Raw genomic sequence first — 13,791 nt, 5'->3', positions numbered from 1 at the left:
TCGCCCGGCCGCGACGGCGGGAAGATAGGTGCCTGGGCCGTCGCGCCCCTGTTCTGAGACCGGCATGCGCCTCATTCCTTTATCGACAGGGTCAGGCCCACGGTGCGCGGCCTGAGCGTCGTTGAAACCCAGGCAGGATCGTTCTGGATCGGCCGCGATGCCGGGCCGAGCAGCAGAAGCGGATGTGCATCGGTGATGTTCGTCATGAAGACCGACAGATCATACCGGCCAAAGGTAGCCCCCAGGCGCGCGTTCAGAGTCGAATAGGCCGACACCTGGCGCAGCAGCGGATTATAGCCGAACGCCCCTGGCTGGGTCTGCCCGGCGCGCCGTTCACGCGACGTGTAGGTAAAATCGACGCGCGTGTAGAAATTCACGTTGCCGACGGGGGGCATGTTGTACACCCCCGACAAGGATGTGTTCCAGGGCGCGCTTGCTCCGGGAACCCCCGATCCGCGCGGAAATATGACATTGGCGCCGCGTGCCACCGGATCGTCAAACGTCGCCTTGGTATAACCGGCCGCGCCTGTGAGGATCAGCCCCCGGACGGGTGAGACTTCCAGCGACAGGTCGAAGCCCTTGGCGGTCGCGTTGCCGGCATTGTCCACGAAGCTGTAGCCGCAGGTCGGCAGCGCGATATCCGTCTGGATGTTCTTCCACTTGATGATGTAGCCGCTCGCCGCGATCGCGACACGACCGTTCAGGAAACGGTTCTTGCTGCCGACCTCGTAGCTCCACACCGAGTCCGAATTATAGGTGGTGGGCGTCGAGGTATAGCCGAGCTGATTGAGGTCGGCATCGCACACATTGGGCGGTATGATCGGCCCCGATCCGCCGGGGCGGAAGCCCTTGGCTGCCGTGCCGTAGAAAAGATTGCGCGAATCCGGTTCATAGGTCAGCCCGAACTTGGGCGTGACGGAGGTTTCGAGCTTCTTCGATCGCGCGCTGGAGTAAACCGGCGTCAGCGGCCCCTGACCCACTGTACAGGTTCCACCGGGGCCCACATAGACCTCGCATGGCGTTCCATAAGGCGCGTTGATGTTGCTTTCCGGCCCCAGCAGGTCGACATTCTGTTCAAACTTGTTGCGTGCGACCCGGACGCCTGCCGTCAGCTTCAGCTTGCTCGACAGTCGGAGATCGGCCTGGGCGAAACCGGCAATCTGGGTTTCGACAAGCCGCCTGTTCTCGTCATAGCTGACGGATCCGGGAAGGAGGGGCGCACCGAAAGTATTGAGAAACGCGGTCGATCCCGGCCCGAACGGCTCGCCGTCGGTGAATCCGTAGGGGACGCCGCCAAAGGAGATTACCGGAAGATTGGCGGTGAAATTTTCGGAAATGGGTTGCCGGGCCGTTTGGATGTTACGCGAGTAGAAGGCACCAACCACCCATTGCAGGGGCGATTCCGATTCCGCCGACTGCAACCGGATTTCCTGCACGAAATTCTTCTGCTTGTTGGTGAAATCGGAATTGGCCCGCGCTCCCGGCGGCGGGACAAGCTGTTGCGTCAGATAGCGATAATAATATCTCGTATAATCGGCCCGCTGGCCTTGCAGCCGGTCGTAATAGGAGGTGTTGGAGGTGATGGAGGCAAAGCCGATGTCCCAGTTGATCCGCAACGCCGGCAGGTAGAAACGATCGCCTCCCGCCTCCCGATCGGTGCCGGACAGAGCCGTCAGCGTCGGATCGGTCGCCGGATCACCCGCCTGGTAGAGGTAACGGGCATATTGCGCCTTGCCGGGGTTGGAAGCGGCCAGCCAGAATTGGCCGATGCCGTCATTGTTGCGCAGTTTCTGATAGGTCAGCGAAGGCGTCACCGTGATGGCGTCGCTGAGCGCGAAGACCAGCGCGCCGCGCAACAGAAGCGCCGTGTCGGAATTGGCGTTCTTGTGGATCGTCGACGTCTTGGTGAAGTTTAACGAGTCGCCATAGGATGCGGCCGTGGGATCCACGACCGTGTAGGTTCCATTCACATCGTCGACCCAGCCGCCATTGCGGCGATAATAGGCGCTGACCCGGAAACCTATCTTGTCCTCGACGATCGGGCCGCCGACGGCCGCGGCCGCTTCATAGGTCGGCGCCCCGTTCCGCGTGGTCGCGATTTCGGCGCGGCCGCGATAGGAAAAGTCCTTCATGCTGGGTTCGGTCTGGATGAAGCGGACCGTGCCGCCTTCCGAACCCGCGCCGAACAGCGTTCCCTGCGGGCCGCGAAGAACCTCGACGCGCTCGATGTCGAACAGGCTCGGAAAGCTCGAACTGGGAGCATAGCCCAGATTGCGCGCCTGTATGGGCGTATCGTCAATATAGATGCCTGTGGTGGAAGCACCAGCGCTGGAGGCGATTCCGCGTATGGAAACCTGATTGCCGCCGATCGGGGATTTCTGCAGCGACAGGCCCGGCGTCAGCCGCACCACGTCCGAAAACTCCCTCGCGCCCCTGGCCTGCAGCTCCTGCTGCGAAAATGCGCTGACGCTGATCGGAACCTTGGACAGCGTCTCGGATCGGCGGGTAGCCGTCACCACGATTTCGGCCTGTCCCATATCCCGCGCGTCATTCGCGGACGGTTTCTCCGGCTCCTGTGCATGGGCCGCCGTGGCCGCCGCTACCGCCGTCAACGCCACGCCAATCGACATGGCGCCATATTTGCTTCGAAAACACCCCATTTTATGTGCTCCCCGTTAGCCCTGTGCTTGCGTTCATGACGCAGGTGCCCGGTATCCAATCCCTAACGCATATTCATATGTGTCGCCTGTCAGTGCTACGCCCTGAGTGCCACCGCATCAGGCTTGCAGCGCCAGCAGGCGGAAGCCATGGACGCGATGCGCCGGCCTACGCCTTCGACAGGATATGATGGCTTCAACCATCGGCCCGCCCGGTAGGTTGAAGAAGCTGCGCGATCATATAGGGCGTCGCTTCATTTTCAATGGTCGGCGGCACGGTCCAATCCTGACCATTGGCGATTTTGCGAAGGAGGTTTCGCAGGATCTTCCCGGATCGCGTTTTCGGCAGCTCCGGAACGACATGCACTTCGCGCAAGGTGGCGATCGCCCCAAGCTCGCGCCGCACGGCCGATATGACCTCCGCGGGCAACTGGTCCGCGTCGAACGCTTTCCGCGCGACGACAAAGCCCAGCGGCACCATTCCCTTGATCGGATCATCCGCGCCGATGACCGCGCATTCGACCACACCGTCGACCGCCGCCACGATCTGTTCCATCTGCCCGGTTGAAAGGCGGTGGCCGGCGACGTTGATGATGTCGTCGGTACGGCCCATGACGAAGACAAAGCCATCCTCGTCCATATGGCCGTAATCTCCGGTCTCATAATAGCCGGGGAAACGCTGGAAACTCTTCGCAAAGCCCACGGGATTGTTCCACAGGCCGCGAAACGCGCCGGGCGGGAGCGGCTGGCGAACGACGATCGCGCCGCTGCTGCCGGCCGGGCATTCGACCCCGTCCTCGTCCACCACCTGGATGGCATAGCCCGGGACGGGCGGCCCGGCGCTGCCGAGTCGACGCCGGTCATCACCCAGGGACAGGCATGGCGCGATCGCCGGCCATCCCAGCTCGGTCTGCCACCAGTGATCGACGACCGGCAGGCCGCTATGCCGCTCCAGCCAGGTCACCGTGTCGGGATCCGCCCGCTCACCGGCCAGGAAGATGGCGGTCAGTTCACCCGTGCCGATCTCGCCGAGCAGCCGCGCCTGCGGATCTTCCTTGCGGATCGCGCGGATCGCCGTCGGCGCCGTGAAGAAGGTCTTCACCCCGTTCGCCACGATCGTTCGCCAGAAGACCCCGGCGTCGGGCGTTCCCACCGGCTTGCCTTCGTAAAGGATCGTGGTCGCCCCGACGAGGAGCGGCGCATAGACGATGTAGCTGTGGCCCACCACCCAGCCGACGTCCGAAGCGGCCCAGAACACGTCGCCCGCGCCGATCCCATAGATGTTCGCCATCGACCAGGCGAGCGCGACCGCATGACCGCCATTGTCGCGCACCACGCCCTTGGGCGTTCCGGTCGTGCCTGAGGTGTAGAGGATATAGAGCGGGTCGCCAGAGTCGAGCATGGCGCAGGGCGGCAATGGGTCGCCTGCGCTTGCTTCTCGCAGCGCCGCCCAGTCACGGTCGCGTTCCGGTTTCAGTTCTGCGGCAAGTCGGTCGCGCTGGAGCAGCAGGACTCGATCGACCTGGTGCGTGGCGGCAGCCACGGCTTCGTCGACGATCGGCTTATAGGCAATGACGCGACTGCCCTCGATCCCGCAACTCGCGGTTATCAACAGCGTCGGGCACGCGTCGTCGATGCGTTTTGCCAGTTCGTGCGCCGCGAAGCCGCCGAACACGACCGAATGGATCGCCCCGATTCGCGCACAGGCCAGCATCGCGAAAATCGCCTCCGGCACCATCGGCATGTAGATGACCACGCGATCGCCGCGCGTGACGCCGAGGCGCAGCAGCATCGCGGCCACGCGCTGGACTTCGTGAAGCGCCTCCCCGAAGGTCCAGTGCATCGAAGTCCCGGTGACTGCGCTTTCATAGACGAGGGCCGTCTGGCTACCCCGCCCCTGCAGCACATGGCGATCGAGGCAGTTATGGCATGTATTCAGGACGCCGCCCGGAAACCAGCCCTCCTCAGGATCGAAGGCGCGGCGCGGCGGCACGGCCCAGTCGACGGCTTCGGCGGCGTCCGTCCAGAACGCCTCGGCATCTTCAAGGCTCCTGCGCCAGGCGGCGGTGTAGCGCGGCTCCATAGCGCCGATCTCATGATTATCGTCATGGGGCATGTCTGTGCTCATCGGGTTTCGTCCCGGCTGTCGGCCTCCGCCGCGACCAGTTGTGCGGCCAGAGCCGCCATTTCCGCCAGCGTAAAAACCCGTCCCCGCGTGAGGAACCGTTTTTCGCGGCCATTATCCAGACTAAACATCCCTCCGCGCCCCGGCACCACGTCAAGGATAAGCTGGGTATGCGCCCAGGCGGCTGCCTGCGCCTCCCCGATATAGACCGGCACATCATCCACCATGCCGAGCAGGATGTCACTCCCGCCGATACGAAACCCGTCCGCCGGATAACACATCGGCGAGGAGCCGTCGCAACATCCCCCCGACTGGTGGAACAGGAGCGCGCCATATTCCGCCTTCAATTCGGCGATGAAGGCAAGCGCGGCCGGCGACGCGACGACGCGCGGGACTGCCCCCGACGCATCGGTATCCGCGCCGCCGCTCATCGCAGAGCCCCCTGACCGCCGCGGCGCCGGCCTATGGAGCATCCCCCGCGCCGCATCAGAAGAAGCCGAGCTTCTTCGGACTGTAGCTCACCAGCATGTTCTTCGTCTGCTGATAGTGATCGAGCATCATCTTGTGGTTTTCCCGGCCGATGCCGGACTGCTTGTAGCCGCCGAACGCTGCATGCGCCGGATAGGCATGGTAGCAGTTCGTCCACACCCGCCCCGCCTTGATATTGCGTCCGAAGCGATAGCATCTGTTCACGTCCCGGCTCCAGATGCCGGCGCCAAGGCCATATAGCGTATCGTTCGCGATCTGGAGCGCTTCTTCATCGTCCTTGAACGTCGCCACCGACAGGACCGGCCCGAAGATCTCCTCCTGGAAGATCCGCATCTTGTTGTGTCCGCGAAACACCGTCGGCTCGACATAATAGCCGCCCGCGAGCGCCCCGCCATGCGCAGCCGCCTTGCCGCCCGCAAGCAGTTCGGCGCCCTCCTGCCGGCCGATATCGATATAGGAGAGGATCTTCTCGCACTGCTCGGAAGAGGCCTGCGCGCCGATCATGGTTGCCGGGTCGAGGGGATTGCCCTGCCGGATCGCAGCGACGCGTGCCAGCGCCCGCTCCATGAAACGGTCGTAGATGGACTCGGCGACCAGCGCGCGGCTGGGGCAGGTGCAGACCTCGCCCTGGTTCAACGCGAACATGACGAAACCCTCGATCGCCTTGTCGAGGAAATCATCATCCTCGCGCGCGACATCGTCGAAGAAGATGTTGGGCGACTTGCCACCGAGTTCCAGCGTGACCGGAATCAGGTTCTCGCTGGCATATTGCATGATGAGACGGCCGGTCGTCGTCTCGCCGGTAAAGGCGATCTTTGCGATCCGGCTGGAGGAGGCAAGCGGCTTGCCCGCCTCCAGGCCGAAGCCGTTGACGATATTGAGCACGCCGGGCGGCAGCAGATCGCCGACGATGTCGATCCACACCATGATGGAGGCCGGCGTCTGTTCGGCAGGCTTCAGCACCACGCAATTGCCCGCCGCCAGCGCCGGCGCCATTTTCCAGGCCGCCATCAGCAGCGGGAAGTTCCACGGAATGATCTGCCCGACCACGCCCAGCGGCTCATGGAAATGATAGGCGACAGTATCGTGATCAATCTCTCCGATCGATCCTTCCTGCGCGCGGATCACGCTGGCGAAATAGCGGAAGTGATCGATCGCCAGCGGCACGTCCGCGGCGGTGGATTCGCGGATCGGCTTGCCATTGTCCCAGGTTTCGGCCAGCGCGAGCTTGTCCAGATTGGCTTCCATCCGGTCCGCGATGCGATTGAGGATCAGGGCGCGCTCGGCCACCGGCGTCCGTCCCCATGCGTCCTTGGCGCGATGCGCCGCGTCCAGCGCGGCTTCAACATCCTCCGCCTGCGAGCGCGCGATCTGCCCGACAACGCCGCCGGTGATCGGCGAAACATTGTCGAAATAGCGGCCCGATTTCGGCGCAAGCCACTGGCCATCGATGAAATTGTCATAGCGCGCCGCAAAGGGAGCCTTCATGACCAAATCGGGGCGATCGTCGACAGGCATCTCCATCTCTCTTTCTTTATCGGATTTGAACTACTCGACCGGGGTGCTTCCTCAGCAAGAACCCGATCGATCTTCCTTCAGCCGCGCACGAGTTCCTCGGTAAATTCGGCCACCAGCGCGACATAACCGTCAATCTCCTCAGCCGTGTGGGCGAACGAAGCCTGCGGCCCCGCACTGACGATGCAATCCCAATAGCCCCTGTTGGCCATGAACACCCGCCGGGCGTCGAGCATGTCGAGATCCATCGAGGCGCGTGCCTCTTGATAATTGCGCGGCAACTCGGTCGTCAGGCACATGCCCGACCGCGGCCCGAGGCGAAACGCCCGGCACGGCAGGTCAAGGTCACGGCAGATGGCGTCGATCCCATCCGCCATGCGCGCGCCCAAGGCAGAGATGCGGTCGTAGGCGGCTTCCGTGAGCACATGCTCCAGCATCGCCCGGGCAACCGCCATCGACAGGGCATTGCCATAGAGCGTGCCGCCCAGGCCGATCCCGGACCGGCGGTGGAGGATGTCGAGGTGCCGCTCCACATGATCCGATACTTCGCGGGTCATGCCGTAGGCCGCGAAGGCAACCCCGGAGCCGAACCCCTTCCCCAGTGTCATGAAATCGCTCTTCAACTGCCACTTTCGGGTCAGGCCGCCATAAGCGAAGGAATAGGTGTGGGCCTCGTCAATGCACAGCATCGTGCCTGTCTCGCGCGTAATCTCGCGCAATCCTTCAAGAAAGCCCGGTTCCGGCATCACCAGCGAGCAATTGGTCATCGTCGGCTCTGTCAGCACCAGTGCGACGTCGCCCTGTTTCAGCACGCGCGAAACCGCTTCCAGATCGTTGAACGGCAGGATGATCGTGTCCTCCGCGCGCTTTCCCGACATTCCCTGATATTCGGGAACATTGTGCCCGTCTTGGGAAACGACCAGCGTCTCTTCGAGATGGCCATGATATTTGCCTTCGAACACGACCAGCTTGCGACGGCCCGTCATGTGACGCGCGATCCGCATGATGTCGGTGTTCGATCCGGAAGCCGAGACGGTGAACTGCCATGCCGGCATGCCGGTCTGCGCCGCCAGCAGTTCCGCAGAGACGATGGCATCCTCCGTCGGCAGCAGGAAGTGGGCGCCCCTGCGATATTGCCGGGCCAGTGCTTCCTCGACCTCCGGCACGCCGAAGCCGATCGTCATCGAGAGGTCCGAAACGTTCATGTCGACATAGGAATTGCCGTCCGGATCGAAGAAGCTTGCCCCCTCGCCGCGATCGGCAAAAAGCTGGGGATGGGAATAATAGCCCGCCATCCATGAGTTGGGGACGGCTGCCGGCATCACCGCCAGAGCGCGTTCGCGAAGCGCGTTGGACGCGCCGGTGCGTTGCCTGAAACGGTCAACTTCACGCTGATCGATACGGGCCACACGATCTCGATCCGCCACGAAGCGATCGGCATTACCAGTCTTGAACGACATCATTGAGACAAGCTCCTGCGCGCCGGCGAACCCACCGGCATAAATTTCGTTTTCTGCTTATGGTCCGTTTCTATTCGGACGACGGCGAATAGACCTTCTTGCCCATGAACCATGTCGCCAGCACCTTGGTATCGCCGATCTTTTCGGGATGGCCCGAATGGGCAAGTTCCAGAATGTTCTGATCCACGATGATGAAGTCAGCCGACTTCCCGACTTCCAGCGATCCGATCTCCGCACCGCGATTCAAGGCCCGGGCGCCATTGATCGTGTAGGCGTCGATCACATCTTCGACACTGAGACGCTGCCAGGGGCTGATCGGCTGCCCGCCGCGGCGCGACCGGGTCACCCCCATCTCCATGTTCACGAACGGCTGCGGATCCTGCGTCAGGACTGGCGCATCCGATCCCGCGACAATAACCGCGCCTGCATCCTTGGACGTCTTGGTGGGATAATTGCACTGTTCGAAAAAGCCGTTCGGCTTATGAAGCGCCTCATAGCTGTTGCCGTGCACCTTTTCGAAGAAGGGAACGGTGCTGAGGTCGTATCCGGTGGGTTCGGCATACATCCAGCTGAAGGTATAGACGAGATTCAATCGATCTTCGCCAATGCGCTTGATATCGGCCGGGGTGGCGCACTGGAGGTGAGCCAGCGTGTCCGGACGAGTATAGACGCCATCGGCCTTGCGCGCCGCCTCTATGGCCTCCAGCGCCATATGCACTGCGGCGTCACTGATCGTATGGATGTGTATCGTGTAGCCCTTCAGATGCGCCTTCATCACATAATCGGCAAAGATCCACGGCGCGTGCTGCGGAATGCCGTAGGAAATCGCACATTGTCCGGGATGGAAGCCGTAGCGCTTGGTGAAATCGGCAATGGCTGTCGGCGAGGACAGGTCAGCCGGAACAGCCCGCGCATAGACGCATTCAGGCGATGAAATGTCGACATAGTCCTTGACGGACAGATTGCCCTGGGCATCCTTTTCGAAAATCGGCTGCAAATAGGGCACGGGGCGGAAGGCCGCGCCGAAGGTGGGCGGAACGTTGTTGGGATTGGCCTCCATGTCGCCGTCCGCGAAGATTTTCACGGAATCCGCCGAAGCGAGCGGATTGCCGGCATATTTCCGCTTGATGGCATCCGCCTGGGTAAAGAGGGCATCCCAGTTCACGCGGCCGTCGGCGTCCCGGAAGTCTTCGGGCGCCCAATATTGCGCCATATTGACGCGGAAGCTTTGCTGCCCGTTCTTCTGCAGCTTGTCATAGACGTCGAAGATGCTGCCCGGTCCGAATATGCCGGTAGACGCCGACGCGGCGGCGTCCCATACCGCCGTAATGCCCCGGCTGTTGAGCGCCTGGGCGAGTCGCTGGGGTTCGGCGAGCAGCTTCGCAAACTCCTCGCGCGATGTCTCCGACGAATCGATGGGGGTCTTGCCCTCGTCCTGGATGTCACCGCTGGGCTCGCCGTGAATGTCGACGCCGACCACGGGCTTGTAATGAGCGAAATCCGTCTGCAGCGTCTTCTTGGAATAGCCGACGGTCTCCCCCTTCGCATTCTTGGCCAGGGCCAGTGCGCGGCTGTTATAGGCGCCATGATGGCCGTCCCAACCGGTCATGACGACAGGATTATCGGGTGCGGCATCATCCAGCGCAGCCCGGAGCGTGGCGAATTTGGCATCGGTCTGATTGCCGGCCGCATATTCCCATTGCGAAACGGCAAGCCATTTCCCCGGCTCGAGCTTCGCGTCCACGAGGCATTGGCGAACCAGCGTCGCGATTTCCGCAAGCGTATGCGCCTTGGCCTCGAGGTTGCAGCCGCCAAAGTCCACAATGCCCCGAGGATGGATATGCGCATCAACAAGGCCCGGCAGGACAAGCTTACCACCTGCATCCTCGACGACCGTCTTGCTGCCGATAAAGGCGCCTATGGCGGCGTTACTGCCGACAAATACCAGCTTGCCGTCCTTTACGGCCAGGGCTTCCACGATGCGGTGCGCCCCGTCCACCGTGTAGACGCGGGCATTTTTCAGCACCAGATCGGCCGCGACAGGCCCTCGCGCGATCGCCGGCGCCAGCGGCATCAGGCAGATCGCCAATGATGACGCCAGGGCCGCCCCCCTGAGCCTGGCAGACCAGCGACGTCTGGCCTTAGATCCGATGCGCATCGTCATTTCTCCCGAAAACGGACGGGCCCGACCCTGAGGCATATGTTTCATCGGTCCCTTGCAAGACCATATCTAGCTTCATGCGGCGCTGAAGATCACAGCGTTCCGAGACAGCGCTTTCGACTTTCCGTGCCAATGTCGCGGCCACTCCGTCACGGGATTGAAACATGGTGTAGACTATGGCACGCTCCTGCACTTCATATATGTGGGGGGCACAGCATGCTCGACTTCACCACAAAAAAACTGCCGGAAAACGGGCGCGCCGCCCGTTATTCCGAAGTGCTCAGTTCTTATTACAGTTCCATTGAATCGGAACGCGAGGTCATTGCCGAGATACAGGAACGGGATACTCTCGACGCATTCTCCATGGCGTTCGATCTGGGCAGGCTGAGTTGTTCCGTCCATAAATGCAATTCGCCGCTTCATCGCTACTCCATGCGCAAGAGCCCGATGCAGTTGGGTCATTCCCTTCAATATATTGTGGAGGGCAATCTCACGATCGTGAGCGACGATCATTGCCATGAAGTCGGCCCCGGCGATCTGGTCTTCCTGCGCTCCCGCAAGCTGCTGGAATATCACACATCATCGTGCGGCAGCAAAACCATAGGCGTGCAACTTCCCTGGGCTCTGGTCCAAAGCCTGGCCTATGGGCGGAACATCTCCCTGGATCGCGTCTTCACGAGCAAGGTCGGAATCGGGGCCTGTGTCGCCTCCTTCATCGACGCGATCTTCAACTCTCGCGCGGATCTTTCCGCAGCCGACTGCGCCGCTCTCCAGGTCGGCCTGGCCGAGGCGATCGTCCAGCTTGGAACCCTGGCGACCGGATCCCTTGCCGATGCGGCGCGAATGGGCCTGCTGAACGACCTCAAGTCGATCGCAACCGCCGCGCTCGACGATCCGGAGCTGAGCCCCGCAACGGTCGCGGCAAGGGCTGGCGTCTCCGTCCGCACGCTGCATCGCGTTTTTCAGGCTTCGGGGGAAACATTCTGGAGCTGGATCCGCGACCGGAGACTTGATCGCTGCTATGCCGAACTCACGGCGCCGACCCATTCGAAACGAACCATTACCGAGGTTGCATTCCGCTGGGGCTTCAACGAACTGAGCACCTTCGACCGCAATTTCCGCAAGCGCTATGGCGCGTCACCACGCAACGTGCGTTCCCTGGCCCAGGCGGATCCGCAATCGGCCTGAGCGGCCAGCTCATCGCGACCCGTTGCCCGCCTGATCACCAGGCCGCCGGCTTCCGCCACCATTGCCGTGACTCCGAAACTGACGCTCTCGGGAATCGCGGCGGGCCGGTCAGCCGCGGTGCCGGGCGAAGCGAGTTCGTCGCCGGTACCGACGATCGCCACGCGTGGCCGAACCGCCACCGTCACACTGGCGACATCTGATGCGGCGGCCGCAATCATGGCCTGAGGGGAGAGACGGGTGCCGCGATCGAGCAGCAGCGTGCCGGCGACAAAGTCGCTGGCTATGGCCCGAACATTCCATGCCGGGCCGTAGCCAGCCGTGAACCTGACGTTGCCGCCCTCGCGGATCGCGTGCTCCTGCACGATGCAGCGGTCCGTCCCGGCGGGCATCGGCGCGCCGGTGAAGATGCGCACTGCCTCACCGGCGCTCACAATGCCGGGAAAGCCGAGCCCGGCACGAGATTCTCCCGTCACCCGCAGCAATTGATCCGGGGCGGTGGTCGCGTCGCACACCGCATAGCCGTCCATCGCCGCGGTCAGCTGGCCGGGTGAATCCTGCCGTGCGTATAGCGGCTCCGCCAGCACACGGCCGGGCGCATTGGCCAACGCCACGGTTTCGGTGCCCAGCAGGGCTTAGACGCCCGGCAGGCGCGCCGCTGCCTCGTCGAAGCCAATCGGTGCTGCGCCCATCAGCCCGACCTTGTCCCGAGCCATCCGCCATCGCTGGCCCGGACGGTCATGACGAAGCCTGGTGCGCGCAGTTCCGCCATGGCTGACAGGTCAGCCGCCGATCGAGGCGAGATGCGGCGTGGCGCCGCTATTGCCATCGTGCAGGCGGTGCGACGGTGCCTTGCGCGCCGTGAGCGTGATGATCCGCTCGACCAGTTCGTCTATCTGTGCATCGTCCTGGAGGAGCGGGCGCAGGTCGAGTCCGCCATCGCCGAACAGGCACAAATGCAGCTTGCCCTCGGCCGACAGGCGGAGCCGGTTGCAGGTAGCGCAGAAATCCTGCGCATAGGGGGCGATGATGCCGATCCGCCCCCTGGCGTCGGAATGGGCGAATTCCACGGCCGGGCCTGCTCCCGGCGCGCGCGCCACGCGTGTCCATCCTGCCCGCGCCAAGGCGTCTATCACGGTTTGACCGGGTAGATGATGGGCCTGGAAGAAAGGCGCATTGTCATTCGTGCGCATCACTTCGATGAAACGCAGCGACAGGTCATGGTCACGCACGAAGGCGATGATCGCCTCCAACTCGTCATCGTTGACGCCCCGCATCAGCACGGCGTTCAGCTTGATCGGATCGAACCCGGCGACCCGGGCCGCTTCCACGCCACGCAGCACCTCGTCGAGCCGGTCATGGCCGGTGATCGCCGCGAAGCGAGCAGGATCGAGCGAATCGATGCTGACGTTGATCGCGCTTACGCCAGCTGCTCGCCATTCCGCAGCGTGATCGGCCAGGCGATAGCCGTTGGTGGTCATCGCCACGCGGCGAATGCCCGGCACCGCCGCTACGCGCCGGGCAATTTCGGTGAATTCGGCGCGCAATGTGGGTTCCCCACCCGTCAGCCGAACCTTCCACAAGCCGAGCCGGGCGAAGGCCGTCACCGCCCGCACGATCTCGTCAGGCGACAGATCGGGCGTCCGTCCCGCCGCCTTGCGATAGCCATTGGGCAAGCAATAGGTGCAGCGAAAATTGCAGACATCCGTCAGCGATAGCCGCAGATATTCGAAGCTACGGCCACTGGGATCTGTCAGGCGACCGGATGCCGCCTGCGCCGAACTATCGGAGGGCGCAATTTTCACGGCATGGCATTCCTGGTCAACAGACAGATTCCCAACTGCATTTTTGCGTCTGATCATTACCAATTCTCAGACGTTGCTCACTCCACTTCTGCGGTTTGGTGCCCGATAATCCTGCTGCTCAGGCGCCGGACATTCACGGGGATGGCGGTCATCCGTGGGATGGCGTTGACGCGCTGATAGAACTCATCGGCGACGATGAGGGCACCGATGGAGACCCCGCCATCCTCGTCCATCTCACCGGTGGCCGGACCAAAGCCGTGCGGGATCGAGATCACGCCCGGACGCATCGTCTCGTCCGCCTCGGCGATCGCGGTGATCTTGCCGACATCGGATTCCAGTTCGATGTGATCGCCATTCTCTATGCCCAGCTCAGCCATGTCGGCCGGATGGATAT

At 62.8% G+C, this 13,791-nt stretch carries 10 protein-coding genes; 1 reads left to right on the top strand and 9 read right to left on the bottom strand.

The window, feature by feature from the left end; genetic code table 11:
• Window positions 1-71: 71 nt before the first annotated feature.
• The 6 genes from MRBLSP13_RS03530 to MRBLSP13_RS03505 form a co-directional block, all read right to left on the bottom strand.
• Window positions 72-2,660, bottom strand: coding sequence for a TonB-dependent receptor (locus tag MRBLSP13_RS03530; protein WP_363752752.1), 2,589 nt, complete (start codon window positions 2,658-2,660; stop codon window positions 72-74).
• Between the two features lie 193 nt (window positions 2,661-2,853).
• Window positions 2,854-4,740: an AMP-binding protein gene (locus MRBLSP13_RS03525; RefSeq protein WP_363738202.1), complete on the bottom strand. Its 1,887-nt coding sequence runs from the start codon at window positions 4,738-4,740 to the stop codon at window positions 2,854-2,856.
• Between the two features lie 41 nt (window positions 4,741-4,781).
• Complete coding sequence (locus MRBLSP13_RS03520; RefSeq protein WP_363752749.1) at window positions 4,782-5,213, bottom strand: DUF779 domain-containing protein; 432 nt, start codon at window positions 5,211-5,213, stop codon at window positions 4,782-4,784.
• A gap of 55 nt (window positions 5,214-5,268) precedes the next feature.
• The gene (gene adh, locus MRBLSP13_RS03515) at window positions 5,269-6,789 is read right to left on the bottom strand and encodes an aldehyde dehydrogenase (protein ID WP_363738200.1); all 1,521 of its coding nucleotides are present in this window, start codon (window positions 6,787-6,789) and stop codon (window positions 5,269-5,271) included.
• 77 nt (window positions 6,790-6,866) lie between these two features.
• Window positions 6,867-8,249, bottom strand: a complete 1,383-nt coding sequence (locus tag MRBLSP13_RS03510) for an aminotransferase class III-fold pyridoxal phosphate-dependent enzyme (protein ID WP_363737467.1) — start codon at window positions 8,247-8,249, stop codon at window positions 6,867-6,869.
• 67 nt (window positions 8,250-8,316) lie between these two features.
• On the bottom strand, window positions 8,317-10,404 hold the full coding sequence (locus tag MRBLSP13_RS03505; protein ID WP_363737466.1) for an amidohydrolase: 2,088 nt from the start codon (window positions 10,402-10,404) through the stop codon (window positions 8,317-8,319).
• 219 nt (window positions 10,405-10,623) lie between these two features.
• Here MRBLSP13_RS03505 and MRBLSP13_RS03500 point away from each other — a divergent pair, with 219 nt between their 5' ends.
• Window positions 10,624-11,595: a helix-turn-helix transcriptional regulator gene (locus MRBLSP13_RS03500; protein ID WP_363752746.1), complete on the top strand. Its 972-nt coding sequence runs from the start codon at window positions 10,624-10,626 to the stop codon at window positions 11,593-11,595.
• On the opposite strand, the gene MRBLSP13_RS03495 is transcribed toward MRBLSP13_RS03500, so the two are convergent.
• From MRBLSP13_RS03495 to MRBLSP13_RS03485, 3 genes are all read right to left on the bottom strand, one after another.
• A complete protein-coding gene (locus MRBLSP13_RS03495) occupies window positions 11,535-12,206 on the bottom strand; it encodes a hypothetical protein (protein WP_363752743.1) in 672 nt (223 codons plus the stop codon). The genes MRBLSP13_RS03500 and MRBLSP13_RS03495 overlap by 61 nt on opposite strands.
• Window positions 12,207-12,374: 168 nt before the next feature.
• Window positions 12,375-13,391, bottom strand: coding sequence for a GTP 3',8-cyclase MoaA (gene moaA, locus MRBLSP13_RS03490; RefSeq protein WP_414714692.1), 1,017 nt, complete (start codon window positions 13,389-13,391; stop codon window positions 12,375-12,377).
• 83 nt (window positions 13,392-13,474) lie between these two features.
• A partial coding sequence (locus tag MRBLSP13_RS03485) for a molybdopterin dinucleotide binding domain-containing protein (protein ID WP_363752740.1) occupies window positions 13,475-13,791 on the bottom strand: 317 nt, incomplete at its 5' end.

This window comes from Sphingobium sp. LSP13-1-1.1 (genome assembly GCF_040676415.1).
Lineage (GTDB): Bacteria > Pseudomonadota > Alphaproteobacteria > Sphingomonadales > Sphingomonadaceae > Sphingobium.
Note: the sequence above shows the minus strand (reverse complement) of the source record. Positions and strands in the feature narration are given on the sequence as shown.

Excerpts from the sequence above, each read along its gene's own strand:
- MRBLSP13_RS03530 (WP_363752752.1), bottom strand. The coding sequence starts at position 2,660 with ATGGGGTGTTTTCGAAGCAAATATGGCGCCATGTCGATTGGCGTGGCG.
- MRBLSP13_RS03525 (WP_363738202.1), bottom strand. The coding sequence starts at position 4,740 with ATGGAGCCGCGCTACACCGCCGCCTGGCGCAGGAGCCTTGAAGATGCC.
- MRBLSP13_RS03520 (WP_363752749.1), bottom strand. The coding sequence starts at position 5,213 with ATGAGCGGCGGCGCGGATACCGATGCGTCGGGGGCAGTCCCGCGCGTC.
- adh (WP_363738200.1), bottom strand. The coding sequence starts at position 6,789 with ATGCCTGTCGACGATCGCCCCGATTTGGTCATGAAGGCTCCCTTTGCG.
- MRBLSP13_RS03510 (WP_363737467.1), bottom strand. The coding sequence starts at position 8,249 with ATGATGTCGTTCAAGACTGGTAATGCCGATCGCTTCGTGGCGGATCGA.
- MRBLSP13_RS03505 (WP_363737466.1), bottom strand. The coding sequence starts at position 10,404 with ATGCGCATCGGATCTAAGGCCAGACGTCGCTGGTCTGCCAGGCTCAGG.
- MRBLSP13_RS03500 (WP_363752746.1), top strand. The coding sequence starts at position 10,624 with ATGCTCGACTTCACCACAAAAAAACTGCCGGAAAACGGGCGCGCCGCC.